The sequence below is a fragment of the Streptomyces viridochromogenes DSM 40736 genome (assembly GCF_000158955.1).
GTDB lineage: Bacteria > Actinomycetota > Actinomycetes > Streptomycetales > Streptomycetaceae > Streptomyces > Streptomyces venetus.
Genome location: NZ_GG657757.1, coordinates 2,505,415 through 2,530,838, shown reverse-complemented (window position 1 = coordinate 2,530,838; position 25,424 = coordinate 2,505,415). Strand labels below are relative to the sequence as shown.

Here is a 25,424-nt window from a genome sequence, read left to right as displayed (position 1 = left end):
CGCCGTATGAGGGTGCTGAGACTGCGGTTGTACGGTGTCGTCTTCATCGCCGTGCTCGCGTTGCTGCTGTCCCTGTCCGTCGCCGTCTACCAGCAGGTGTTCACGTCGGCCGTGCGGATCACACTGGAGGCCGACAGCCTCGGCAACCAGCTCGACCCGCGGGCCGACGTCAAGCTGCGCGGGCTGCTGGTCGGCGAGGTGCGCGAGGTGGACGCGGACGGGACCAAGGCGCGGCTCGACATCGCGCTCAAGCCGGAGTACGTCTCCCACATCCCCTCCGACGTGCACGCGCGCCTGCTGCCCAAGACGCTGTTCGGCGAGAAGTACGTCGACCTGGTCGCACCCGCGAGCACCGAGCGGCCCCCGGCCCGCCCGATCCGCGCCGGGGACGTCATCACCCAGGACCGCACCCGCGTCGGCATCGAACTCCAGCAGCTGATGAACGACCTGCTGCCGCTGCTGCGGACCGTGCAGCCCGGCAAGCTCAACGCCACGCTCTCCGCGTTCGCCACCGCCCTCGACGGCCGCGGCGACCGGATCGGCGACAACCTCACGCGACTGGAGGACTACCTGAGCCGCCTCAACCCGCACCTGCCGTCCCTCACGGCGGACATCGCACGCTTCGCCGAGGTCGCCGAGGTGTACGGCGACGCGGCGCCCGACCTGATGGAGATCCTGCGCAACACGGTCACCACCAGCCGCACGATCACGGAGCAGAAGGACCGACTGGCAGCGGCGCTGAAGAGCACGGCCACCGTCGCGGGCACCGCGGAGGACTTCCTCGACGCCAACGGCGACCGGCTGATCACCCTCGGCCAGGTCTCCCGCCCCACGCTGGAGCTGTTCGCCCGCTACTCCCCGCAGTACCCCTGCCTGCTGGCCGGCCTGGTCCGGCAGGAGAAGGCGTCCGAGGAGGCGTTCCGGGGCGGCAAGATGCACATCACGCTGGAGGTCGTACGGCCGCGCGGTGCGTACGAACCGGGCGAGGAACCCCGTTACGGCGAGCGGTCCGGTCCCCAGTGCCGTGACCTGCCGCACCCCGCGGTGCCGGCACCCGGCGCCCACCTCGACGACGGTTCCAAGCCGGGGAGCCCGTCCTTGAGCCCGCACGACGTCTCCGCGACCCGGGCCGAGCAGCGGGCCGTCGGCTCGCTCGTGGCGCCGGTGCTGGGCGTGCCCGCGGACGAGGTGCCGCCCGTCGCGACGCTGCTGTTCGGGCCGATGGCGCGCGGGACGGCGGTGAGCGTCGCATGAGCGCCACAGGAGCCCGGCAGACCGCCGCCCCGCTGATCAAGTTCAGTCTCTTCGCGCTGGTGACGATGGTGGCGACGGCCCTGCTCGCCGCCACCATCGTGAACCTCTCCTTCACCCCGGAGCGCGAGTACCGCGCGGTCTTCAGCGACGTCACCGGTCTGGAGGAGGGCGACGACATCCGGGTGGCCGGAGTGCGGGTCGGCGAGGTCGAGGGCATCCGGATCAAGGACCGGACGCTGGCCGAGGTCAGCTTCACGGTCAGTCAGGACAGGCCGCTGCTCACCAGCACGGGCGCCGTCATCCGCTACCGCAACCTGGTCGGGCAGCGGTACGTCGCGCTGACCGAGGGCGTCGGCGACGGCACCCGGCTGCGCCCCGGCGGCACCATCCCGCTCGCCCGCACCCAGCCCGCCCTCGACCTGAACGCGCTGCTGAACGGCTTCAAGCCGCTGTTCGCCGCGCTCAGCCCGAAGGACGTCAACCAGCTCGCCACCGAGATCATCAGGACCCTCCAGGGCGAGGGCGGCACCGTCAACAGCCTGCTGACGCACACGGCGTCGCTCACCACGACGCTCGCCGGCCGCGACAAGCTGATCGGCTCGGTGATCGACAACCTCAACACCGTGCTGGAGACGCTCGACAAGCGCGGCGCCCGCTTCTCCGGACTGCTGGGGCAGCTGCGCCGGCTCATCTCGGGCCTGTCCGCCGACCGCAAGCCGATCGGGGAGTCGCTCGTGAACATCGGCGATCTGACGGAGGCCACCTCGGGCCTGCTGAAGGACGCGCGTCCGCCGCTCAAGGACGACATCGCGGAACTGACCGGACTCACCGGGACGCTGAACGACAACGAGAAGACCGTGGAGGGGGTGCTGAAGCGGCTGCCGAACAAGCTCAACGAGCTGACGGGGACGGCGTCCTACGGCTCGTGGTTCAACTTCTACCTGTGCGACTTCGACGGCCGGATCGTCCTGCCGAAGACGAAGCAGGCACTCACGCCCGACATGCACGTGGCGAGGGCGAGGTGTGGAGCATGAGCCGCAAACGCCGCCCCGAGCCGCTGTTCAAGGTGCGCGTGGACCCGCCGAGACTGCCGAGGATACGGCTGCCGAAGGTACGGCTGCTGCCGCACCGCAAGCCCCGTCGGCAGCCACTGATCAAGGTCCGCGTGGAGCCGCCCCGCATACGGCTTCCCCGCGTGCGCCGCCCGCGCCCGCGCCCGTTCCGTGAGCGCAACCCCGTCGTCATCGGCGCGGTGGGACTCACCGTCCTCGCACTGCTGGCCGTGGCCGCGTTCAACGCCGACCGCCTGCCGGTGATCGGTGACGGCGAGACGTACAGCGCCGCCTTCGCGGAGGCGGGCGGTCTCAAGCCGGGAGACGAGGTGCGGATCGCCGGGGTCAAGGTCGGCAAGGTCGAGGAGGTCGACCTGGACGGCGACCACGTCAAGGTCACCTTCAAGATCAAGGACGATCCCGAGTTCGGGACCGAGACCGGCGCGTCGATCCGGGTCAAGACGATCCTCGGCGCGAAGTACCTCGCCCTGCACCCCAAGGGCCGGGGCCGGCTGGAGCCCGGCAGCGAGATCCCCCTGAAGCGGACCGTCCCCGCGTACGACGTCGTGCAGGCGTTCAGCGATCTCACCACCACGTCGGAGAAGGTCGACACCGACCGGCTGGCGAAGGCGCTGGACACCATCTCGACGACCTTCGAGGACTCCCCCTCAGAAGTACGGGCGTCCATCAAGGGCCTGTCCCGGATCTCCCGGACGGTGGCCTCACGCGACAAGGCGCTGCGCGAACTCCTCGGCCACGCGAAGGGCGTCACGGGCGTACTCGCCGAACGCTCCGGCGACTTCACCGCCCTGGTCAAGGACGGCGACAAGCTGTTCAAGGAGATCAGCAAGCGCCGTGCGGCGATCCACAGGCTGCTGAAGAGCTCCGCCGCACTCGGCATCCAGCTCTCCGGCCTCGTCCAGGACAACGAAAAGGAGATCGGGCCCGCGCTCAAGGGCCTCGACACCGTGGTGAAGATGCTCGAACGGAACCAAGCCGGCCTGGACCGGAGCATCGCGCTCCTGGCGCCCTACGTGCGGGTCTTCACCAACACCCTCGGCAACGGCCGCTGGTTCGACTCCTACATCCAGAACATGGTCGCCGCTCCGGTGGTACCGCGGACGGGAGGCACGCAGTGAGCAACCGCTGGAGGAAGGGCCTGGCCCTGCTGACCGCCCTGGCCCTGGTCGCCGCGCTCACCTACGTCCTGTGGCCGCGGAAGGAGCCGGCCCGCGTCACGGCGTACTTCCCACGCACGGTCGGCATCTACCCCGGCTCGGACGTCCGTGTGCTGGGCGTGCGGATCGGCGAGGTCAGGAAGATCACGCCGGAGGGGGGCCGGGTGCGGGTGGAGCTGGAGTACGACGCCGACCGCAAGGTTCCGGCCGACGCGCAGGCCGCGATCATCAACTCCTCGGTGGTCAGCGACCGTTACGTGCAACTGCTGCCGGTGTACCGGAGCGGTCCGGCGCTGCGGGACGGGGACGAGATCCCCGAGTCGCGCACGGCCGTGCCGGTCGAACTGGACCGCGTCTTCGACAGCCTGCACACCACGGCCGAGGCACTCGGCCCCGAGGGCGCCAACAAGGACGGCGCCCTGTCACGGCTGCTCGGCGTCAGCGCGGACAACCTCGACGGCCAGGGCGAGAACGTCCACCGGATGGTCGAGGACCTCTCGGAGGCGGTCACGACTCTCTCCGACGGCCGCACGGACCTGTTCGGCACGGTCCAAAACCTTCAGGTGTTCACGGCGGCGCTGGCGGCGGACGACAAGAGCGTGCGGTCGTTCAACAGCAGCCTCGCCAAGGTCGCCGCGCAACTCGCGGGCGAGCGCAAGGACCTGGCGGCGGCGCTGAAGAACCTCGGCACGGCCCTCGGTGACGTGTCCGAATTCGTGAAGAACAACAAGAAGTCGCTGACCTCGAACGTGTCCGGCCTGAGCAAGGTGACCAAGGTGCTCGTCACCCAGCGCGCGGCGCTTCAGGAGCTGCTGGAGGTAGCGCCGACGGGCATGTCGAACCTGAACAACGCGTACAACCCCTCCGCGGGCACCCTCGACACCCGCAACAACCCCGACCGTCCCCAGGATCCGGCGTCGCTGCTGTGCTCGATCCTGAAGACGACAGGGGAGAAGACCGACTGCGGGGACCTGAGGGACCTCTTCGACTCCCTGCCCGAAGTCCCCCAGGGCACCGCGGTCACCGGCACGGTCGACCGCACCCTCGGCGGAATCCTGGGGGCGAGCGCATGAGGCCACTGCGCAAGGGCGGGGCCGTCGCGTGGGCGGCCGTCGGGACGCTGCTCCTGTCCGGCTGCGAGTTCAACGGCTGGTACGACGTCCCGCTCCCCGGCGGAGCCGCTCCAGGCGGCCACGCCTACCACGTCACCGTCGAGTTCCGCGACGTCCTCGACCTGGTCCCGCAGTCGGCGGTCAAGGTCAACAACGTCACGGTGGGCGCGGTGGAGAAGGTGGAGCTGGAGGGCTGGCACGCGAGGGCTCGCCTCCGGGTCGCCGACTCGGTGAAGCTGCCCGCCAACGCCATCGCCGAGCTGCGGCAGACCAGCATGCTCGGCGAGAAGTACGTGGCACTGTCCAGGCCGCTGGAGACCGCACCGGCCGGCCGGCTCCGCGACGGTGATGTGATCCCCCTGTCCCGCAGCGGCCGCAACCCGGAGGTCGAGGAGGTGCTGTCGGCGCTGTCCGCCCTGCTCAACGGCGGCGGCGTGGCCCAGCTCAAGACGATCACCACGGAGCTGAACAAGGCCCTGGACGGCCGCGAGAACCGGGTCAGGTCCCTGCTCAAGGAGCTCGACACCTTCATCGGCGGCCTGGACGACCAGCGCCAGGACATCGTCCGCGCGCTGAAGGCCGTGGACCGGCTGGCCGCACGGCTGGGCAAGGAGAGGACGACGATCGCCGAGGCCGTCGACGCGATGCCGCCCGCCCTGAAGGTCCTGGCCGACCAGCGCCGCGACCTGACCAAGATGCTCACCGCCCTGTCCGAGCTGGGTAAGACCGGCACCAAGGTGGTCGACGCCTCGCACGACGACACGGTCGAGAATCTCAGGCAACTGCGGCCGATCCTGCAACAGCTCAACAAGGCGGGCAGCGACTTGCCCAACTCCCTTGAGCTGCTCACGACTTACCCGTTCCCGCGCAACGTGGTGGACGCCATCAAGGGCGACTACGTCAACCTGCACATCACCGCGGACCTCGATCTGGCCGGGATCTACGGCAACCTGACGGACAAACCGGGTGGCGGAAACGGCGGGGACACTCCGGTACCCGACCTTCCCGACCCCCCGGACCTGCCGGACGCGCCGGATCTCCCGGACGTACCGGATCTCCCGAGCGTGCCGAAGCCCACCGCGCTGCCGAGCGGCCCGAGCGGCCCGAGCGGCCCGAGCGTGCCGTCGTCCCCGTCCGCCCCCTCGGGCGGCGACGACCCGCTGTGCCCTCCGGTGTGCACCGCCGGCTACGGCGCCGGCGGCTACGGCACCCGGGGCGACCGGCTCGAGGGGATCAACCTCGAACTCGCCGAGCTCATGCTGAAGGGGGTCCAGCCGTGATCACCCGTACGGTCAAGGTGCAACTGATGGCCTTCGCCACCATCACCGCCGTAGGCGTGTCGTACGTCGGCGCCGAGTACACGGGCCTGGTGGACGAGGTCCTGGACCGCGGCTACGCCGTGCGGGCCGACTTCGCCGACTCCGGGGGCGTCTTCCCCGGTGCCGAGGTCACGTATCGCGGGGTGCCGGTGGGCAAGGTCGGCGCCCTGCGCCTGACCGGCCCGGACGGGGTATCGGTCGACCTCGACATCGACGACGGTGCGCCGCGCATCCCGGCGGACACGCTGGCGGTGGTGGCGAACCGTTCGGCGGTGGGCGAACAGTACGTCGACCTTCAGCCCCGCGCCTCCCACGGCCCGTACCTGCTGGACGGCAGCACGATCCCGCGCGAGAGCACGCGGGTGCCGCTGCCGACGACGGACATGGTCCTCAGCCTGGACCGCCTGGTGAACTCGGTCGGCAAGGACGACCTACGGGTCACGGTCGACGAGTTGGGCGAGGCCTTCGCCGGCACGGGCCCGAACCTGAGCCGCCTGGTGGACTCGGGCAACACCCTGGTCGGGTCGGCGTCCGAGGCGCTGCCGGAGACGATCGGCCTGATCGAGGACTCACGGAAGGTCCTGAAGACGCAGGCCGACCAGGGATCGTCGATCAAGTCGTTCGCGCGCGATCTGGCGGCCCTCTCGGCCCAGTTGAAGACGAGCGACGGGGACCTGCGCAAGCTGATCGGCAACGCGAGGCCGGCGGCGCAGGAGCTGAACTCGCTGCTGAAGTCGACCGGGCCGGAGCTGTCGGTCCTGCTGGCCAACCTGATCAGCGGCGGCCAGGTCACGCTGGCCCGCCTCCCCGGGGTGGAGCAGGCCCTGGTCACCTTCCCGCTGATGGTCGAGGGCAGCTACACGGTCATCCCGGGCGACGGCACCACCCACTTCGGCCTGGTGCTGAACGCCGACGACCCGCCGTCCTGCACCCAGGGGTACGGCACGGCACGCCGCGACCCCGCGGACACCAGCACACGCGAGGCGAACACCGACGCCCGTTGCACACTCCCGCGCGGCAGCGAGTCGTCGGTACGGGGCGCGCAGAACGCCCCGGGCGCGTCGGCCGCCGACGGCGGCGCGAACCAGGCGGCGTACGCCACCCCGTACGACCCGGAGACCGGCACCACCACCGGCCCGGACGGAAAGAACGTCGAGATCGGCTCGACGGGCGGCCAGCAGGCCGTGTTCGGAAAGGAGTCGTGGCAATGGCTGCTCGTTGGCCCCATGGAATGAGACCGCTGCGCCCCGGAGTGATGACGGTGGGACTCGTCGCGGCCACCGTCATCACCACGGCACTGACGATCTGTCTGGCCCTCGGTCTCTACGAACAACACGAGACGGAGCAACGACGCCAGGGCGTCCTGGCCGCGGCCCGCCAGTCGGCACTGAACTTCACCTCCCTCGACTACCGGCACTACGACCGCGACAGCGCGAACGTACTGGCGGGCGCGACCGGCGACTTCAAGAAGCAGTTCACCGCACAGACGGACCAGTTGACGAAGCTGGTGGACCGGAACAAGTCCGTGTCCGAAGGCCAGGTCCTGGAGGCGGGCATCATCCGCTCCGACGAGAACTCGGCCCGGGTGCTGGTGGTCGCCGACAGCAAGGTCACCAACACCGCCGTGCCGGAGGGCGAGGCACGCACGTACCGGCTCCAGCTCGACCTCGTACACAAGGACGGCCGCTGGCTGACGTCCGACGTCGAGTTCGTCGGCTGAACACCCCCGCCGATTCGCCGACCGGCAGACACCGACGAGGAGGACCACCATGCCGAAGACGACCACCGGCCGCGCCCCCGGTCCCGGCACCCGCCGCACCATGACGGCGGCCGCCCGCGCGGCGGCGAAGCGCGCGGAACGAGGCCACCGCGAAGCGGCCACGGCGACGGCCACCGACGAGGGGCCCCCGCGCCGGGCCGAGCGGCCACTCTCCGGGCGCGCCGTCCTCACCAAGGCCCCGGCGGACGGCTGGGACGACCCGCCGGAGCCGTCGGCGGAGCCCTTCGAGGAGGACGAGGCGGAAGAGCGGAGCGAGCCCGGCCCCGGCGGCCGTCGGAGGCTGCTCACCTTGGTCATGGCCGCCCTGCTCGTCATCGCCCTGGTCGCGCTCGCCGCCCTGGGATGGCAGTACCGCGACGGCCGCCTGACGGAGAAGGCCCGGACCGAGGCGCTCGCGGCCGCGCGAAAAGCGGCGCCGATCGTCCTGTCGTACGACTACCGGCACCTGGACAAGGACTTCTCGCGGGCCCGCGCCCACCTGACCGGCGACTTCCGCGACGAGTACGGCAAGACCACGAAGACCGTGGTCGCCCCGACGGCCAGGAAATACCGAGGCACGGTGAAGGCAACGGTCGCCGCCCCCGGCTCGGCCGGCGCCCCGGCCGCCTCCGTCGTCTCGGCCTCCCCCGACAAGGTCGTGGTCCTGCTCTTCATCAACCAGGCCACCAAGAGCACCCAGGTTTCCGGGTCCCGCCTGGACCTGAACCGGGTGCGCATGACGATGAACCGCACCGGCGAGGGGTGGAAAGTGAGCGCGGTGGACGCGCTGTGAGGCCGGCTCGGCCCCGGCTCAGGGCCCGGACCCCACCGCGGACCTCAGTGCCTCGGTGAAGGACCTGGCCCACGCCTCGACCGTCTCGGGGGTGAACAGGTCCGTCGAGTACTCGAACGTGACCGTGATCGTGTCGGCCTCCGGGGCGATCACCACGTAGAGCTCGTTGCGAGCCACACCCTGGATGGGGAGCGCGCGGACGGTGGTCGAGACGTCCTGGAGGTTCAGGGCCGGGGGTTCCGTCGTGATCACCGTGAACAGGACCGTGGGGAACGGGGCGTCCGCCGTCTCCGGCCAGACGAGGGACACCACGTCCGTCAGGGGGAGTTCCTGGTGGTCGAGGGCCGTGAAGAGGGTGGTGCTCAGCCGGGTCACCAAGTCGGGGAAGGCCTCGGCTTCGGAGAGGCGCGCCCGAAGGAGTACCGCGTCGCCCAGGATGCCCACGATCTCCGAGCGGTCCCGTTGGACGCGGTTCGCGCTGGAGGCCGCCAGGACGATGTCGTTCCGTTCACCGCACAGGTCGGCCAGCCAGGTGGCGAAGGTGGCCGCCAGGACCGTGTAGGCGGTGGTGCCGAGGCGGGTCGCCGTGTCGGCCAGGCGGGTGGGGGTGTCGTCGTCGATCACCCAGGTGTGCAGGGCGCCGCGGCCGGACAGTTCGCCGGGGCGTGGGTGGTCGTGGGGGAGTGCGGGGCGTAGCGCGACCCCGTCCAGTTCGGTGCGCCAGAAGCGTTCCAGGGTTTTTCGGCGTTCGTCCGGCAGGTCAGCCTCCGACCGGGCGAAGTCCGTGAATTGTGCCGCGAGCGACGGCAGTTGAGGAGTGGTGCCCGTTCGGCGCGCGTTGTACAGCGCCTCCAGGTCGCGCCGGATGATGCCCAGGGACCAGCCGTCGCAGACCGCGTGGTGGAAGACTGTCAGCAGGACCCAGTGGTCCTGGGACACCCGGGCGAGGCCGAAGCGGAACAGCGGGGGCTCGTCCAGTGTGAAGGCCTTCGAGGTCTGGGTGTGGCACCAGTCGTCCACGGACTTGTCCACGTCTCCCGGGCAGGAGCGGAAGTCGGTGATCGGCAGGGACACCGGGACCTCCGCCAGGACCTCGAAGTTCCGCCCGTCGGGGCGGATGCGCAGGGCGTGGTGGCGGGACACCAGGTCCCGCAGCGCCCCGTGCAGGGCGTCGGGGTCCAGGTCGCCGCGCAGGTCCATGCGGTGGGCGATGTTGTAGACGCTCGGGTCCGTGAGGGCGTGGTGGCGGCGCCACAGGCGGCGCAGGGTGGACGGCATGGGTGCGCTGTCCACGACGCGGCCACCGCCACCCCGCGCGGCGACGCCCCGGATCGTCGGGTTGAGGAAGAAGTCCGACATCGTCAGGTCGATGTCCGCCGTCTCCCGGATCCGGTTCAGCAGGCGTATCGCGCTCAGCGAGTGGCCGCCCAGTGCGAAGAAGGACACCGTCACCGGGACCGGGCGGGTGTCCAGTTCCTCGCACCACAGGTCGTGCAGGGTCTGTTCCAGGGGCGTGGCGGGGGTCGCCGGAGGGTCCTCGGGCGCGTTCTCGCCGGGCTCCGGAAGCGAAGCGCGGTCGAGTTTGCCGGAGGCGTTCACCGGGAGGCGGTCCATCGGCACCCAGCGGCGGGGCACCAGGTGGTCGGGGAGCGTGGCGGCCAGTGCGATGCGCAGGGCGGGCCATGGCGTCGGCTCCGCCAGGACCACGTACGCCACCAGCTCCGTGTCGCCGTGGCGGTCCCGGCGGGGGAGTACGGCAGCGTCTCTGACCTCCGGGAGCGCGGTCAACGCCGTCCGCACCTCGCCCGGTTCGACCCGGAAACCGCGGATCTTGACCTGGTCATCCACCCTGCCCCGGTACTCCAGGGTGCCGTCCGTGCGGAGGCGGGCCAGGTCGCCGGTGCGGTAGCGCGGCCCGCCCTCGCCGTCGTCGAGGAAGGCGGCGGCCGTCTCGGCGGGGCGGTCGTGGTAGCCGTGCGCGACCGGGAGTCCGCTCACGTGGATCTCGCCGACCGCTCCGACGGGGACCGGCTCGCCCGCCCCGTCCAGCAGCGTGACGCGGGCTCCCGGCACCGGGGTGCCGATGGGCGGCCACTCCTCGCCGGCCGGGTCCACGCGGTGCGACGTGACGATGATCGAGGTCTCCGTGGGGCCGTACTGGTTGTGGAGGGTGCAGTGGGGGTGCTGGGAGAGGAAGCGGCGGAAGGGCGGCGTCAGATGGAGTGCCTCGCCCGCCGAGAACAGCTCGCGCAGGGAGGGGAGTTCGGGTGCGGTCTCCATCAGGTACTTCAGGGGAGTGCAGGGCATGAACAGGCGTTGGACCCGGTGGCGGCGCACCGTTTCCGCCACCGCCGCCGGATCGTGCCGTACGGCGTCGTCGACGAGGACGAGCGCCGCACCCGAGGCGAGGGTCGTGAAGATCTCCTGCACGCTGACGTCGAACGCCGGTGACGTCCACTGGAGGGTGCGGAGCGCGGGGTGGCGGCCGAGGTGGTGCTGGACCAGGTTCGCCGGGCCCCGGTGGGGGACGACGACGCCCTTCGGGTGGCCGGTCGAGCCCGAGGTGTGGATGCAGTACGCCGGGTCCTTTGGGCCCGCGCCGTCCGCGAGCGGGGGCGACGGGAGTGTGTCGTCCGCCGATTCCATGAGCTGAACGGGGAGTTCGAGGTTCAGGGGGGCAGCGGCCTCGGAGGTGAGGAGGAGGACCGGTGCCGTGTCGGCGAGGAGCAGTGCCAGGCGTGGGGTGGGCAGGGACGGGTCCAGCGGGACGTATGCCGCTCCCGTCTTGAGGACCGCGAGCAGGGCCGTGATCAGCTGCGGGCCGCGTGGCAGCAGGACCGCCACGCGCCGGCCTCGTTCCGCGCCCCGGGCCCGGAGCAGGTGGGCGAGGCGGTTGGCCGCCGCGTCCAAGTACCCGTAGGACACCGGGGCTTCCTCGCCGAGCAGCGCCACGGCGTCCGGGGCGCGGCGCGCCTGCTGTTCGAAGAGGCCGTGCAGGGTGCCTGGGGGAGCCCCCTCCGCGGTGTGCTCCAGGCGTGCCAGCGTCGTGCGGTCGGCCGCCGTGAGGGCGGTCAGGTGTGCGAGCGGCGCGTCCGGTGTGGCCAGTGCGCGGCGCAGCACCTGTTCGACGTAGTCCACGAAGCGGCGCACCGTCGCCTCGTCGAACAGGGCGGTGTCGTACTCGACCATGAAGCGGACGCCGGCCGGGTGGTGGGTGAGGTAGACGCTGAGGTCGAACGGGGCGCGGGCGCTCGGGACGTCCAGCAGGGTGGCCGTCAGGTGGGGCGGGTCGAACTCCGCCGCGCCCTCGTTCTCGTACTCCACCATGACCTGGAACAGCGGGTTGCGGCCCGGGTCGCGACGCGGGTTGAGCGCGCCGACCAGTTCGTCGAAGGGGACGCCCCTGTGCTCGTACGCCGCTGCGCTGGTCTCCCGGACCCGGCCCAGCAGGGTCGGGAAGTCCGGGTCGCCGGTGAGGTCCAGGCGCAGCGGCACCGTGTCGAGGAACAGGCCCACGTGGTCCTCGGCGCCTGTGGGGCGGGCCGACACCGCCGTGCCGAGCACCACGTCCTGCCGGCCGCCGAACCGGCCGAGGACCGCGCCGATCGCGCTGGTGAGCGTCATGAAGAGGGTGGCGCGGTGACCGGCGGCGAACGTCCGTAGAGCCGCCGTCAGACGGGAGTCGAGTGCGTGCGTCAGACTCGCGCCCGCTCCCGACCTGACCGGTGGGCGGGGGCGGTCGGTGGGCAGGGTCAGTTCCGGTGCGTCGGCGAGGTGCTGACGCCAGAAGTCGAGGGACGCGGGGTCCGCGCGGCGGTGGTCGGCCGCGGGTAGTTCCGGCAGAGGGCGCGGTTCGGGACCTCCGCCCCGCCGCGCGCGGTAGTACGCCGCCACGTCTCGGGCCAGTACGGCCGTCGAGGACGAGTCGAAGACGATGTGGTGGGCCAGGAGGAAGAGCAGGTGGTGGTTCGGGGACAGCCGGAGCAGGCGGGCCGCGACCAGGGGTCCTGTCGAGAGGTCGAGTCCGTGGTCCGCCGCGAGCGTCGACCGCAGGGCCTCCGCCTCCGTCGAGCCCGTGTGGTCCACCAGCGGGCAGTCGAGCGGCGCACGGTCGCGGATCTCCTGGTAGGGGACGCCGTCCGTGTGGCCGAAGACGGTGCGCAGGGCCGGGTGCCGGTCCGCGACCCGGTCCAGGGCCCAGCGCAGCGCCTCGACGTCCAGGGGGCCGTCCAGGCGGATCGCCTTGGGCTCGTGGTACATGGCGGTGCCCGGGTGCAGTTGTTCCAGGAACCAGATACGGCGTTGGGCGGGAGTGAGCGGCAGGCGGCGGGGCTCGGGCAGCGCGCGCGGTCCGGTTCCGGGAGTCGTCCTGCGGACCCGGTCCAGCAGCGGCAGCGCCGCCAGCACCTTCTCCTTCGGCACACCGAAGTCCACGAAGCACGCGATCTCGTCCGCTCCGGCGGCCAGCAGTCGCCGTACGGTCTCCGCGGCCGTCCGCTCGTCGCCGATCAGGGCGCGGGAGTCGCAGTAGCGCTCGTAGGCGCGCCCCAGGAGGAACTCCACATCCTCATCGGGGGTGTTCTCCAGGTCCACCTGGAAGCCGAGACTGTTGGTGACCTGGTCGAAGAGGGAGAGCGAGGAGCGCAGATACGACAGGAACGGCCGGTACGCCTCCGCGCGCGCCCGCTCCGCGTCGTCCTCCACGTACGTGTGCACGAGCACCACCACCCGCCCGGCCGCCGGGTCGAGACCGTGCTCGGCTCGGCAGCGCCGGTACAGCGCGATGTTCTCGGCCAGTTGCTCCACCGTCTGGGTCATCAGATTGGTGACCACGCCGAGGTCCTCGGCCGCCGCCCGGCGGTAGCTGTCCGGGTTCCCCACCACGGCCACGTACATCGGCGGCCGTTCCTGCACGGGGCGCGGTTGCAGGCTGATCTCGACGGGGGTGCCGTCGCCCGCAGTCGTCTTCACCGGCTGTCCCGACCAGAGGTCCCGAACGGTCGCCAGGTGCTCGTACATGACCTCGCGGTGCCGGCCGAAGTTCTGCGGGGCGAGCGCGAAGTCGGTGGCGTGCCAGCCGCTCGCGAAGCACAGGCCCGCGCGGCCGCCGGAGATGTTGTCGACGACCGACCACTCCTCCGCGACCCGCGCCGGATGGTGCAACGGCAGCACCACGGAACCGGCGTTCAGCCGGATCCGGCTGGTCCGCGCCGCCAGGGCCGCGGCCAGCACGGAAGGGTTGGGGAAGAGCGCGCCGAAGGAGTTGAAGTGGCGCTCGGGGAACCACAGGGCGTGGAAGCCGTGCTGGTCGGCGAAGTCGGCGGCGGCCATGATCAGGCCGTATTTGTCGTGAGTGTCGTGGTCGGTGTCCTCGGGGTAGTCGCCGAAGAAGTAGAGGCTGAAGTCGCTGCTTCCGGTGGGCTCCGCCGAGAGGGGAGCAGGGGCGGCGGGGGCGGGCTTCACAGGGGCCGGCTTCACGGGGGCCGGCTTCACGGGGGCCGGCTTCACAGGGGTCGGCTTCACGACGACGGGCGCTGGCGGCGCCGTCGTGGTGCCGGCGCTCGCGAGTACGTCCAACTGGCGGGAGATCATCTCGCCGACCTGGTCGACGAGTTGCTCAGCCAGTCGCAACTGCTGACCGAAGAGGTCGTGGAGCCCTTCCGACGGCTGAGGGGCAGCGGGTGCGGGGGCGGGTGCGGGTGGCGGCGCGGGTGCCACCGCTTGATCCTGGACCTCCGGGGCGTCCTCCCGGAGCCGCGCCACCCGTTCCGCCAGCCTCCGAGGTGTGTCGGCCGAGCCGAACACCTCCCGGACCGGGACCCGGACGCCGTACCGCTGCTCCAGCTCCGTCGTCATGCTCATCAGGGAGAGCGAGTCGGCGCCCAGTTCGAAGAACGAGCTGTCCGGCGCGACATCCGTGACGGGGCGCCCCAGCTTGTCCGCCGTCAGCCGGCTGATGGCCTCCACGACGTCACCGGACGGCTCCGGCCTCTTGGGAGCGGCGGCCACGGCCCCGGTCCGGTACGGCACCGTACGCCGCCGCAGCGGATGCCCGGGAAGCGGCACCCGGCCACCGCCATCCACGAGCAGCGCGTCCCAGTCCAGCTCCGCGCCCCTGCGGTACAGCGAGCCGAGCCCCGTCAGGATCCCGTGCGCCTGCTCGGCGGCCCCGTCCCCTTCGCCCTGGCCGCTCAGCCAGCGGCTGTCGGGTACGCAGTGCCGGCCGAGGCCGGTGAGGGTCCGCCCGGCGCCGATCTCCACGAAGTCCCGGCAGCCCTGTCCGGCGGCGGCGTCCATGGCGAGGTCGAAGCGGACCGGCTGCCGGGCCTGACGGCAGAGGTACTCCACGTCGACCGTCCAGCCCGGCCGGCGCAGTTCACCGTCGGCGGTGGTCACCAGGGGGGTGTGCAGCGGGCGGTAGGTCACCTCACCCGCGCGGACACGGAACCCGTCCAGCGCGCTGTCGATCTCCGCGGAGTGGAACGCCCGGTCGACGGGCAGCGCACGCCGGCGCACGCCCTCCTGGTCGAGCAGCCGTGCGGCCTCCTTCAAGGCCTGCGGCGGGCCCGAGAGCACCTGGGCGCGCGGGCCGTTGAGCGCGGCGAGCTCCGCACCGGCGGCCAGCGCCACGCGCCTCGCCGTGGTCCGGTCGGTCCGGACGGCGAGCATGCCTCCGGCCGGGCAGCGGTCCTGCATCAGCCGCCCCCGCCAGGCGGTGAGCCGCAGTCCGTCCTCCAGCGACAGGGCACCGGCCGCGTACAGGGCCGCGTACTCGCCGACGCTGTGGCCGAGCAGCAGACCCGGTCGTGTCCCGGCCGACCGCCAGACGTCGGACAGTGCCGCCTGATGGGCGAAGAGTGCGGCCTGCGCGGTCCCGGTGGGCCAGCTGTCCTCCTCCGCGGCGAGACCGGGCGCGGTGAGCAGCTGTGCGAGCAGACTTCCGCCGAACTCCCGGGTGTAGAGCTCCTCGCACCGGTCGAGCACGGCCCGGGCCGCCGGGTGCGCGGCGTACAGGCCGTTCGCCATGCCGCGCCGTGCGCTGCCCTGCCCCGCGAACGCGAAGGCGAGAGGGCCGAGGGGGCCGAGAGGGACGGATGCGGGGTGCCGTCCCTCCTCCAGCGAACGGGCGACTTCGCCCGCCGTACGACCGACCGCCGCGACGCGCACGGCACGGTGCGGCCTGCCGAGGGCCAGGGTGGCGGCCACGTCCCCGGCCGGGAGGTCCGGCCGGGACAGCAGCCGGTCGCGGAGCGCGGCCGTGAGCTCGTCGAGGGCTTCGGAGTCGCGGGCCGACACCGGAACCAGGACGGGCAGTTGCGGCGCCGGGCGAACGGGCGCGGGCGGAGCCTCCTCCAGGACGACATGGGCGTTGGTGCCGCCGACACCGAGCGCGCTGACCCCGGCCCGGCGCGGCACGCCGACCGGCACCTGCCACGGTCGCTGCTCCGTGGCGAGCGTCAACCTGCCATCGGACAACGGGAGTTCGGGATTCGGGCTGGTCAGATGCGGCGTCGGCACCAGCGTGCGGTTGCGCAGCATGAGGACCGTCTTGATGAGCCCGGCCATCCCCGCGCAACTGTCGAGATGCCCGATGTTCGGCTTCACCGAGCCCACCGCGCATGAGCCGCCGCCCTCGCCCAGCGCCCGCGCCAGCGCCGTGAGCTCCACCGGATCCCCGAGCCGGGTCCCCGTACCGTGCGCCTCCACGTACGAGATCGTCTCCGCGGGCACCTCCGCCCGGCGCAGCGCCTGGCGTACGACGTCCACCTGCCCCTCGACGCCGGGCGCGCTGAAGCCGACCTTGGCGGCGCCGTCGTTGTTGACGGCCGAGCCCAGGATCACCGCGTGCACGGTGTCGCCGTCGGCCAGGGCCCGGTCCAGGCGTTTGAGCAGCACGGCGGCCACCCCGTTGCCGCCGACGGTGCCGTCGGCCTCCGTGTCGAAGGCGCGGCAGCGCCCGGTGGGGGACAGGATCGAGCCGGGGTGACTGTGATAGCCGGTCCGCTGTGGCAGGTGCACGGCCGCGGCGCCCGCCAGGGCGAGGTCCGCCTCCCCGGTGAGCAGCGCCTGGGCCGCGAGGTGCACCGCGACCAGGGACGTGGAACAGGCCGTCTGCACACCGATCGCCGGGCCGGTGAGGCCGAGCCGGTAGGCGACGCGCGTGGCGAGGAAGTCCGGCTCCTGCCCGATGGCCGTCTGCATGCCGGCGGCCGGGTCCGCCGGGTCGTACGGTGTCCCGGTCCCCGTCCCGGTCCCGGTTTCGCTTCCGGTCGCGGGCGGCTGCTGGTGGTCGTAGAGGTTCATGCCCGAACCGGCGAACACCCCGACCCGGACCCCGGGCGTGGGCGCCGCGTGGCCGCCGTCCTCCAGGGCCTGGTGGCAGCACTCCAGGAACAGCCGGTGCGCGGGATGCGTCAGCCCGGCCTCCTTGGGGCTCATCCCGAAGAAGTCCGGGTCGAACTCCTCGACACCGTCGATGATTCCGGCCGCGGGCACGAGGCCGGGTGCGCGACGCTGCTCCGGGGTGAGGCCCGCCGCCGCGAGCTCCTCCTCGCCGAACACCCGGACGCTGTCCACGCCGTCCCGCAGATTCGCCCAGAACTCCTCCGCCGACTGCGCGCCGGGGAAGCGCAACGCCAGTCCGATGACGGCGACGCGGCGGTCGGGGGAGCTGTCGTCGCGCCGCGTCCGCGGGGCGGCCGTCGCCGCGGGGCGGTCGGTGAGGTGTGCGGCGAGGGCCGTGACCGTGGGGTGCTCGAAGAAGGCCGTCTGGGCGATCGGCGTTCCGAGACGTTCCGACAGCCGGCTCCGTAACCGCACCAACAGGACGGACGTCAGGCCGAGTTCGTAGAACGGCACGTCCACGTCCACGTCCAGGTCGACCGGGCGGCCCAGTACGGCGCCCAGTTCCTCCCGCAGCACCCGGGTCACCGTGCCGGAGTCCGAGTCCGAGTCCGAGCCCGAGCCCGAGTCCGAGTCCGGGCCCGAGCCCGGGCCCGGGCCCGAGTCCCTCTGGAAGCCCCCGGCCATCAGCCGGCTCTGGAGTTCCGCGCGGCGCACCTTGCCCGCCGGTGTGCGCGGGAACTCGCCCGGCGGTACGGACACGACGTGCGCGGCGGTGAGCCTGAGCCGGGTGTACAGCGCCGCCTTCACCTCGGCCGCGATCCGCGTGTCCTCGGCGGCGTCGCCGCGGCTGACGAAGAACACCGCGAGTTCCTCCGTGCCCTGCTCCGCGGACGGGATCCCGCAGGCGGCGACCTCGCCCTGCCGGACCCCGTCGACGGCGGTGGCGGTCTCCTCCACCTCGTGGCAGTAGACGTTGTGGCCGTTGAGGATGATCACGTCCTTGCGCCGGCCCGTGATGACGACCTGGCCGCCGTCGAGGAAGGCCAGATCGCCCGTGTCGAGCCAGTCCCGTCCGGCCGGGTAGGCGGCGGCGTCCGCCTCGGGGTTGCCGACGTAGCCGGGTGTGAGCCGCGCGGGCGAGTGGACCTGGAGACGGCCGATCCGGCCCGGCGGGGCGAGGGCGCCGTGGTCGTCGACGATGCGCAGGGTGACGCCGTGCGCGGGCGGGCCGGAGGCGACGAAGGTGACGCAGTCGGCGTCCGGGGTGTCCTCGCCGGCCCGGACCAGATCGCCGCCCAGGCTGCTCTTGAGTAAACGGTGCACGGTGCCCGGCCGGTCCAGCCGGCCGTGGGTGACGGCCGTGACCGTCTCGGCCATGCCCCACACCGGGGCGATGTGCTCCTCGCGCACCCCGTACCGGGCCGTCGCGTCGAGGAAGCGGCGCAGCACCGGCAGCACGACCCGCTCGCCACCGCACACCAGCGACTTGACGCCGCTCAGGTCCCAGTGACCGTCGCGCCGCTCGGCGAGCGCGTCCGCGACCAGCCGGTAGGCGAAGGTCGGTGCCCAGCCGTGCTGCGCGCGATGGTCGTGGAGGAGGTCGAGCCAGCGCAGCGGGTCGGCGAGCACCCGGTCGGTGGGGGCGTGGACGTTGGTGCAGCCGGTGAAGACCGCGAGCAGGTGGTAGAGCAGGAACGCGCCGCTGTGGTCGACCGGCAGCCAGTTCACCATCGTGTCGCCCGGGCGCACGTCGAGGATCCGCCGGCTGCTCGCCGCGAAGTCCGCGAGCCCGGCGTGGGTGAGCCGCGCGGCCTTCGGGACGCCGGTACTGCCGGAGGACAGCATCAGCAAGGCCGTGTCGGACGGGTCCGGCGTCAGCAAGGCCGTACCGGACGCGTCCGGCACGAGTAAGCCCGTACTGGACCCGTCGGGCGAGCCGTGGTCCTCTGCGGGCAGGGCCTCCAGGCAGTCCCGGGCGAGGGCGACGCGAAGGGCGGGCCCGGTGCGGTCGAGGGCGGCCGCGCCGGGCTCGTCGGTCAGGACCAGCGGGTTCTCCCACAACGCGCAGGCCTGCCGGAGGCGCTCCGACGCCGGGGACCCGGGCGCGGGGTGCTCGGCGATGGCCACCGGTAAGGCCCCGCCGAGCACGCACGCCCAGAAGGCGGGGAAGAACTCGGCCAGCGGCAGCCCGCACAGCACGACCGCGTCGCCGCGCCGCAGCCCGTGGGCCCGCAGGCCGGTGAGCATCCGGCGTGCCGCGTCCAACAGCTCGGGATACGACCGTGAGCTCGTCGTGCCGTCGGCGGCGACGGTGACCACGGCCCCGCCGGGAGCGGACCGGGCGGCGCCCAGCAGCGCCCGCACGGCGTCGAGCGGATCGCCCTCGGTGCGCTCCGGTTCAGGACCCCGGCAGATGGCCTGCCCCCGTAGACGTTCCATGTGCGCTCTCTCCCTTGTCTCCGCTGGTGGACGAACGGTCGGTGCCATGACGCGCGTCGTGCCGTCGTACGGTGAGCAGCAGCAGGACCAGCGCCCCGCACACCGCAGCCCCGTGGAAGGCGCCCACGACGGCCAGTGCGGGCAGGGCCTCCAGGGCCGCCGCCGCGGTCACCGTGCCGAGGGCGAAGCCGGACTGCTCGGCCGTGGCGGACAGTCCGAAAAGGCGGCCGCGCTGCCGGTCGGGGGTCGCCTGGAGGCGTGAGGTGTAGACGATCTCGGTCCAGCCGTCGGCGAACCCCGCCGCCACGGCGGCCGCCATCAGGACCGGGGCGGGCGGTCCGGTGAACGCGGCCACGAAACAGAACGACATCGCGCAGGTGCCGACCGCGAAGGCGCGCTCGCCCCAGGACGCCCCGTGCGACCGGCGTTTGAGGATCTGGTGGGCCAGCATGGTGCCGACGGCCCACGCCGACCAGAACCAGGTCATGAACACCGCCGGGGAGGACGGTTCGGCCTCGTGCGCCGCAAGCGGCAGGGCCACGTTGTGCGATGCGGACGCCAGCGCGTCCAGACCCCGCAGCGCGATCATGCCGAGCAACGGCCCGGCGAGGCCCGCCACTCGGCGCCGCAGCCGTCCGCCACGGACCGGAGGGGGCTCGGCCCGATCCCCGGTGGGCTCGCTCACCCCGTCGGAGTCCGTGCGCGGCCGGAGCGCCAGCACGGCCGCCGCGGACACCGCGAAGCTCGCCGCGTTGACGCCGAAGGCGACACCGAAACCGCCGAGCGCGATGACCGGCGCGGCCGACGCGAAGCCCAGCACCGTGGCGACGGAACGGGCCGTGACCAGCACGCCGTTCGCCCGGGCCCGGTTCTCCTGTCCGACCATGACCGGGACCGCGCTGCGCAGGGCGACGTTGAAGAAGGTGTTCCCCGCGCCCAGCACGGCCCCCGCCCCGAGCAGCACCCACAGGGTCGTGCCCGACGCCCCGAGCGCGAGCACGACCATGGCGAGGGTCTGGGCGAGGTCCGTCGCCACCATGACGGTCCGGCGCCCGACCCTGGTGGTCAGCGCTCCGGCGGCGAGCCCCGCCGTGACACCGGCCAGCAGCCGTACGGCCATCACCACGCCCACACCGAGGGCCGTACCGGTGATCTCGTACGAGAACAGGCTGAGCGCGATCAGGTTCAGATACGTCCCGTACGCCGACACCCCGTGCGCGACCACCAAGGCCCGAAACCGCCGGTCCACCCCCGTCACCGGACTCCTCCCCATCGGCCGGATGCTCGATCATTGCAGAAGTGTTCGACTCTGTGGGCGGAAATTCGAGGTCCGGCGCCCGGATTCCCTTTTCGATGTTCCCGCCGCGAACCCCCGGCCATGCATTACATTCGGACACAGAATGTAATAAGGCTTGTGCAGGTCAGCTGCTTACGGCTAGAGTCGGACCGATCACGGACTGAAATCCTCGGTGGGCTCAAGAGGCCCGAGGATCTAGTTGAAACGTGAACGGGGAACGGGGGAAGTTCTCGATGGTCAGCATGCGTTCAAGTCCAAGAACCACCAGTATTCCGGAGGCGACCGGCCGCGCTTGGTGGTAACAGCGTGATCGGGTCGCTCGTAGACAAGTTCACGGTCAATCGAAGCGGTGCCGGACTGCTCCTCGTCGGATTCATCGACGCCACCGGAACGGGCCTTTATCTGGCCGGTTCGGCACTGTTCTTCACCAAGATCGTGGGTCTCAGCCCCGCCCAGGTGGGTTTCGGACTGTCCTTGGCCGGCATTCTCGGAATCCTCGGGCCCATTCCGTTCGGCAGACTGGCCGACCGGTGGGGTCCACGGCTGGTGCTGATGCTGCTGCACGCGTGCTGTGCGGTGGGGTTCGCCGCCTACTTCTTCGTCGACGGCTTCGTGTCGTTCCTCTGCGTCGTCGGCCTGCTGGGCATCGCCGAGCAAGCGGCACGGCCCATGGGCCAGGCGCTCGTGGAACTGGCGGTCGGCACGGAACGGCGTGCCGAGATGGCCGCGAGAATGCGCGTCGTCTACAACGTCGGCTACACGGTCGGGGCCCTGCTCGCCGCGGTGGCCCTCCAGATCGGAACGCGCACCTCGTTCCTGGCCATGATGCTCGGCGACGCGCTCTCGTTCGCCCTGTCCGCCACGCTCCTGGCCTTCCTGAAGTTCCGGCCCCAGGTGCGCACCCGGCGCAAGGGCACCGGCCCGCGCCTGCTGTTCCCGGCCGTCCGGGACCGCTGGTACACGGCCGCCGCCGGGGTCAACGCCCTGCTGATGCTCCACATGGCACTGCTCAGCGTGGGCGTCCCCCTGTGGATCACCCTGCACACCCGGGCGCCGGACTCCCTGGTCGCCGTCCTGCTGGTCGTCAACACCGTGCTGGCCGTCCTCTTCCAGGTCCGCGTGGCACGCGGCACGGAGAAGGTCGCCGAGGGCGCCGCGGCCCTGCGGAGAGCCAGTGTCGTCCTGGCCCTGTGCTGCGCCTGCTTCGCCTCCGCCGCGTACGCGGAGTCGACGGTGCTCGCGATCGCGATCCTGCTCATGGCCATGATCCTGCTCACCGGCGGCGAACTGCTCCAGTCCGCGGGCCAGTGGAGCCTGTCCTTCGGGCTGGCGCCCAACCGGTCCCGAGTCGAATACCTCGCCACCTTCCACCTCGGATCCAGCGTCCAGGTGGCGGTGGGGCCGGTCCTGATGACGGTGGGCGTCATCGGCAACGGAACAGCCGGCTGGGCGGCACTCGCGGCGGTCTTCCTCCTGGCGGGCCTGTGCGTACGCCCGGTGGTCTCCGCGGCGGCCCGGCGTCCGCAACTGCGCGGCGAGGCACCGGACGAACCGGAACTCGGCGTCCGCAGTCAGTAACGCACCACCCCGTTCACCGAACGGCCACTGACCGGCGCGTGGCTTCGCCGTGCAGCCGTGCAATCGCGCCGATTCGGTTCCAGGCACCGGTGTCACACAACACCTAGGGGTACCCGCATGCGCAACAACGACAGCCGCCCTTACGGCTGCATCGGCGTGGGAGTCGGGCCGGCCAATTTGAGCCTCGCCTCACTCCTGCACGACGACGAGAACATCTCCAGTCTTTTCCTGGAGCAGAAGGAGTACTTCGGCTGGCACGACGGTCAGCAACTCCCCGGCACCACGCTCCAGGTATCCATGCTCAAGGACCTGGTAAGTCTCGCCGACCCTACGAACCGATTCTCCTTTCTTTCCTATCTGCACGCCCACGGGAAGATCTACCACTTCATCAACGCGCAGTTCGACGCCATGCCGCGCCAGGAATACCGGAACTATCTGCGCTGGGCGAGCGAACAGAACGAGAACGTCGTCTTCAACGAAAAGGTGCTCTCCGTCGACTTCGACGACGCCTTGGACGGCACTTTCGTCGTGGAGACCGACCGCCGGAGGCTCACCGCCGACAACATCTCCGTCGGGATCGGCACCTCCCCGTGGGTCCCGCCGGTGGCGCCCACCCCGCCGCGGGACGACCAGTTCCACGTCTGCGACATCGTCGACAAGGGCCGCAACCTCGGCGGCAAACGGGTCTGCGTGGTGGGCGGCGGCCAGTCCGGGGCGGAGGTCTTCCTGGACCTGATCTCCCGGCCGGAAGGCGAACGGCCGCGCCGGGTCTCCTGGGTCTCGCGCCGCCGCAACTACTTCCCGATGGACGACTCCCCGTTCACCAACGACTTCTACATGCCGAGCTACTCGGACTACTTCGCCCGCCTCGACCGCGCCACCCGCGCGCAGCTCAACGCCCAGCTCGTGCTGAGCAGCGACGGCATCTCCGAGGCGACGCTGCGCGAGGTGTACCAGCAGATCTACGTGCACCGCTTCGTCGAGGGCGACCGGGACCTGGTCGCGCTGTACCCGGGCCACTCGGTCACCGAGGTCGAGCGGGGCGCCGTCGGCGACTGGTCCGTGGAGATCCGGGGCGGCGACCACCCGGGCACCGCCACGCGGTTCGAGACCGACGTCGTCGTCTGGGCCACCGGATTCCGGCCCGCCACCCCGGCCTTCCTCGAACCGCTCACCGGCCGGCTGGAGCGGGAGGGCGACGAGTACCGGATCGACGACAGCTTCGCCGTGCGCTGGGACGGCCCGGGCGACCGCAACATCTTCGTGCACAACGCGGCCCAGGGGCAGCGCGGTCTCGCCGACCGCAACCTCAGCCTGGTCGCCTGGCGCAGCAGGCGCATCGCCGACCGGATGCGCGGCGTCCGCACCGACGAGCAGGCCGAGTCGTTCCTCGACTGGGCGCCCAAGTCGCACCCGTCCGAAGCGGCCCAGGGGGTGAGCGGATGAGCGACGCCGACATCGCCGTCGTCGGCGGCGGCATCATCGGCTGCCTCGTCGCCCACGAGATCACCCGACGGGACCCGCGGCCGCGCGTCGCGCTCCTCGACCGGGACGTCGTGGCCAGCGGCGCCAGCAGGCGATCGGCCGGGCTGCACTTCCCGCGCGGGGCGACCGAACGGGTCCGGCGCCTGTCCACCCACAGCCAGGCCGCCTACGCCCGGCTCGCGGCCGAGGACCCCACGCTGCCCATCCACCCGCTGCCCCTGCACATGCTGGCGGCCGACCCCGCCCACATCGAGCGCACCTACCTCACCACCGCCCGGCCGACGCGCGCCGAGCAGGTCCCCGGCGGTCTGGTCGCCGTACCCCCGGGCACCGGGGTGTGGACCGGGCAGGGCTGCCAGTACGCCGACGTCGGCGCCCTCACCGAGGCGCTCGCGACGACCCTGCGTCCCCGCCTCGCCCTGCGCGAGGCCACCCGCGTCACGTCCGTCGAGCCCGGCCCCCGCGACGTCACCCTGCACCTGTCCACCGGCGGCACACTGACCGCCTCCCGAGTGGTGCTCGCGCCCGGGCCCTGGCTCGCGGACCCCGCCTGGGAGCCCCTGGTCCGGCCGCTCGGCGCCCGCGTCAAGAAGATCGTCGCCCTGCACGTCGACCGGGCACCCACCGAGGACGACGGCGTGATCGTCTTCGAGGACGAGGACGCATTCCTCCTCCCGCTGCGCCACCGCGGCCACTGGCTCTTCAGCTACACCTGCCAGGAATGGGACGTGGACCCCGACACCCTCGACCGCGGACTGTCCGCCGCCGACCTCACACAAGCGCACGCCTGCCTGAGCCGGTACGCACCCGCACTGGCCGAACGCACCACCTCGGGACGGGTCTTCTGCGACGCCTACAGCCCCACGTGCGAACCGATCGTCCGGACGCTCGACGACGGCGGCCGGGTCGTGTTCGCGGGCGCCGCGGGCGGCTCCGGGTACCGGCTGGCGCCCGCCCTCGCAGCCGAGACCGCCGACCTCCTGCACATCGCTCCGGAAGGCACGGGACACCCCGACCAACCGGGCCCGACGGGACGAAGGACCGCAGCGTGAAGATCACCCACTACGAACCCGGCGCACTGTCCGCCGCGTTCGGCATCGACATGAGCTCGGTCGAGGGCTTCGGCCCCGGAGCCGGCTGGGGCCGGGTGCCCGCCGGCGGCGCGAGCGACCCGCACCAGCACGACGAGACCGAGGTCTTCGTTATCGTGCGGGGCACCGGCGACCTCGTCGTGGACGGAGAGCGCACCCCCGCCGCCCCCGGCACCGTCGCCATGTTCGAGCCGTTCGAGACCCACGTCATCGAGAACACCGGCGGCGACGACCTGGTCTTCTTCGACCTCTACTGGCGCGACCCCGCCCACGCCGCGCGGGCCGCCGCCGCGGACGCCGCGGACCGCAGGCGGTTCGGCGCGCGGCCCGTGTTCGTCTTCTCCACCCCGCCCACCCCCAACGGCGACCTCCACCTCGGCCACCTGTCCGGCCCCTACCTCGGTGCCGACGCGTTCGTCCGCTTCCAGCGCATGAACGGCGTCCAGGCCTGGCACCTGACCGGCAGCGACGACTTCCAGAGCTACGTCGCCGAGCGCGCCCGGCGTGACGGGCGCGAACCGGCCGAGACGGCCGCCCACTTCTCGGCGGAGATCGCCGCGACCCTCGCGCTGATGGACATCCGGCCCGACCAGTACACCGTCACCAACGCCGACCCGTCCTACCCCGACGGCCTGCGGGCGTTCTTCTCCCGCCTGGTGGACTCCGGCTCCGTCAACCCGCGCAGCACACCCGCCCTGTTCGACGCCGAGACCGGCGACTA

The 25,424-nt window shown here is 72.0% G+C and carries 14 protein-coding genes; 12 read left to right on the top strand and 2 right to left on the bottom strand.

Features of this window, described 5'->3' with window-relative positions; all coding sequences use genetic code 11:
* Positions 1–6: 6 nt before the first annotated feature.
* From SSQG_RS11055 to SSQG_RS11020, 8 genes are read left to right on the top strand one after another with little or no spacing between them, the layout of a single operon-like run.
* Positions 7–1,254 (top strand): MCE family protein, encoded by a 1,248-nt coding sequence (locus SSQG_RS11055; protein WP_039932376.1) that lies wholly within the window; start codon positions 7–9, stop codon positions 1,252–1,254.
* The gene (locus SSQG_RS11050) at positions 1,251–2,288 is read left to right on the top strand and encodes an MCE family protein (RefSeq protein WP_003989833.1); all 1,038 of its coding nucleotides are present in this window, start codon (positions 1,251–1,253) and stop codon (positions 2,286–2,288) included. Before SSQG_RS11055 ends, SSQG_RS11050 begins: the two co-directional genes overlap by 4 nt.
* Complete coding sequence (locus SSQG_RS11045) at positions 2,285–3,445, top strand: MCE family protein (RefSeq protein ID WP_244299083.1); 1,161 nt, start codon at positions 2,285–2,287, stop codon at positions 3,443–3,445. The genes SSQG_RS11050 and SSQG_RS11045 overlap by 4 nt, the downstream gene beginning before the upstream one ends.
* Entirely contained in the window at positions 3,442–4,557 is a 1,116-nt protein-coding gene (locus SSQG_RS11040; RefSeq protein ID WP_208865635.1) for an MCE family protein, read from the top strand. Before SSQG_RS11045 ends, SSQG_RS11040 begins: the two co-directional genes overlap by 4 nt.
* Positions 4,554–5,876 carry an MCE family protein gene (locus SSQG_RS11035; RefSeq protein WP_003989830.1) on the top strand — a complete coding sequence of 441 codons (1,323 nt, stop codon included), beginning with the start codon at positions 4,554–4,556 and terminating at the stop codon, positions 5,874–5,876. Before SSQG_RS11040 ends, SSQG_RS11035 begins: the two co-directional genes overlap by 4 nt.
* A complete protein-coding gene (locus SSQG_RS11030) occupies positions 5,873–7,150 on the top strand; it encodes an MCE family protein (protein WP_003989829.1) in 1,278 nt (425 codons plus the stop codon). The genes SSQG_RS11035 and SSQG_RS11030 overlap by 4 nt, the downstream gene beginning before the upstream one ends.
* Entirely contained in the window at positions 7,123–7,635 is a 513-nt protein-coding gene (locus SSQG_RS11025) for a hypothetical protein (protein ID WP_052310259.1), read from the top strand. The genes SSQG_RS11030 and SSQG_RS11025 overlap by 28 nt, the downstream gene beginning before the upstream one ends.
* Before the next feature lie 49 nt (positions 7,636–7,684).
* Positions 7,685–8,467, top strand: a complete 783-nt coding sequence (locus tag SSQG_RS11020) for a hypothetical protein (protein ID WP_003989827.1) — start codon at positions 7,685–7,687, stop codon at positions 8,465–8,467.
* Between the two features lie 18 nt (positions 8,468–8,485).
* On the opposite strand, the gene SSQG_RS11015 is transcribed toward SSQG_RS11020, so the two are convergent.
* Both SSQG_RS11015 and SSQG_RS11010 read right to left on the bottom strand, forming a co-directional pair.
* Positions 8,486–19,252: a hybrid non-ribosomal peptide synthetase/type I polyketide synthase gene (locus SSQG_RS11015; RefSeq protein ID WP_039932372.1), complete on the bottom strand. Its 10,767-nt coding sequence runs from the start codon at positions 19,250–19,252 to the stop codon at positions 8,486–8,488.
* On the bottom strand, positions 19,212–20,501 hold the full coding sequence (locus SSQG_RS11010; RefSeq protein WP_244299475.1) for an MFS transporter: 1,290 nt from the start codon (positions 20,499–20,501) through the stop codon (positions 19,212–19,214). Before SSQG_RS11010 ends, SSQG_RS11015 begins: the two co-directional genes overlap by 41 nt.
* A 354-nt stretch (positions 20,502–20,855) precedes the next feature.
* On the opposite strand from SSQG_RS11010, the gene SSQG_RS11005 reads away from it, so the two are divergent.
* The 4 genes from SSQG_RS11005 to SSQG_RS10990 all read left to right on the top strand — a co-directional run.
* Positions 20,856–22,127 (top strand): MFS transporter, encoded by a 1,272-nt coding sequence (locus SSQG_RS11005; protein WP_003989824.1) that lies wholly within the window; start codon positions 20,856–20,858, stop codon positions 22,125–22,127.
* Positions 22,128–22,244: 117 nt separating this feature from the next.
* Positions 22,245–23,573 carry a lysine N(6)-hydroxylase/L-ornithine N(5)-oxygenase family protein gene (locus tag SSQG_RS11000; RefSeq protein ID WP_003989823.1) on the top strand — a complete coding sequence of 443 codons (1,329 nt, stop codon included), beginning with the start codon at positions 22,245–22,247 and terminating at the stop codon, positions 23,571–23,573.
* Positions 23,570–24,664, top strand: a complete 1,095-nt coding sequence (locus tag SSQG_RS10995; RefSeq protein WP_003989822.1) for an NAD(P)/FAD-dependent oxidoreductase — start codon at positions 23,570–23,572, stop codon at positions 24,662–24,664. Before SSQG_RS11000 ends, SSQG_RS10995 begins: the two co-directional genes overlap by 4 nt.
* Positions 24,661–25,424 (top strand): class I tRNA ligase family protein (locus tag SSQG_RS10990; protein ID WP_425314989.1); only part of this gene is annotated, 764 nt, incomplete at its 3' end. The genes SSQG_RS10995 and SSQG_RS10990, both read left to right, overlap by 4 nt.